The sequence below is a fragment of the Streptomyces katrae genome (genome assembly GCF_000966975.1).
In the GTDB taxonomy this organism is placed as follows: Bacteria; Actinomycetota; Actinomycetes; order Streptomycetales; family Streptomycetaceae; genus Streptomyces; species Streptomyces katrae.
In genome coordinates this window covers 1-502 of sequence record NZ_JZWV01001603.1, presented here as the reverse complement: position 1 = coordinate 502, position 502 = coordinate 1, and the positions used below count along the sequence as shown (strand labels likewise).

Here is a 502-nt window from a genome sequence, read left to right as displayed (position 1 = left end):
CCCCGTGGATGGACCTGCCCGAGCACTTCGCTTCGTGGAAGGGCGCCCACAACCGGCTGCGGATGTGGGCCGCCGACGGCACGTGGGAGAAGGTCTTCGCCGCCCTCCTCGCCCAGGCCGACACCGAAGGGGACCTGGACTGGGTCGTCGCGGTCGACTCCACGGTCGTGCGAGCGCATCAGCACGCTGCCGGGGCCCGTCAAAAGGGGCCCTGGCCGGCGAGCCGTCCGACCATGCCCTCGGGCGGTCCCGCGGCGGGCTGACCACGAAGATCCACCTCGCGGCCGACGGCCGTTGCCGACCGTTGGCGTTCTTCCTCACGCCCGGCCAGGCCGGTGACGCACCCGCATTCGAGCAGGTCATGGCCCGCTTACGAGTGCCTCGGCGGACCGGTCGGCCCAGGATCACACCGGATGCCGTCCTGGCCGACAAGGCCTATTCATCGCGGGCGATCCGCGGATACCTGCGGCGGCGCGGGATCCGTGCGGTGATCCCGCAGCCA

General features: G+C 71.9%; 1 pseudogene. It reads left to right on the top strand.

What is annotated here, in order from left to right:
• Nucleotides 1-502 (top strand): annotated as a pseudogene (locus VR44_RS44675) (IS5 family transposase); the annotation flags it as partial.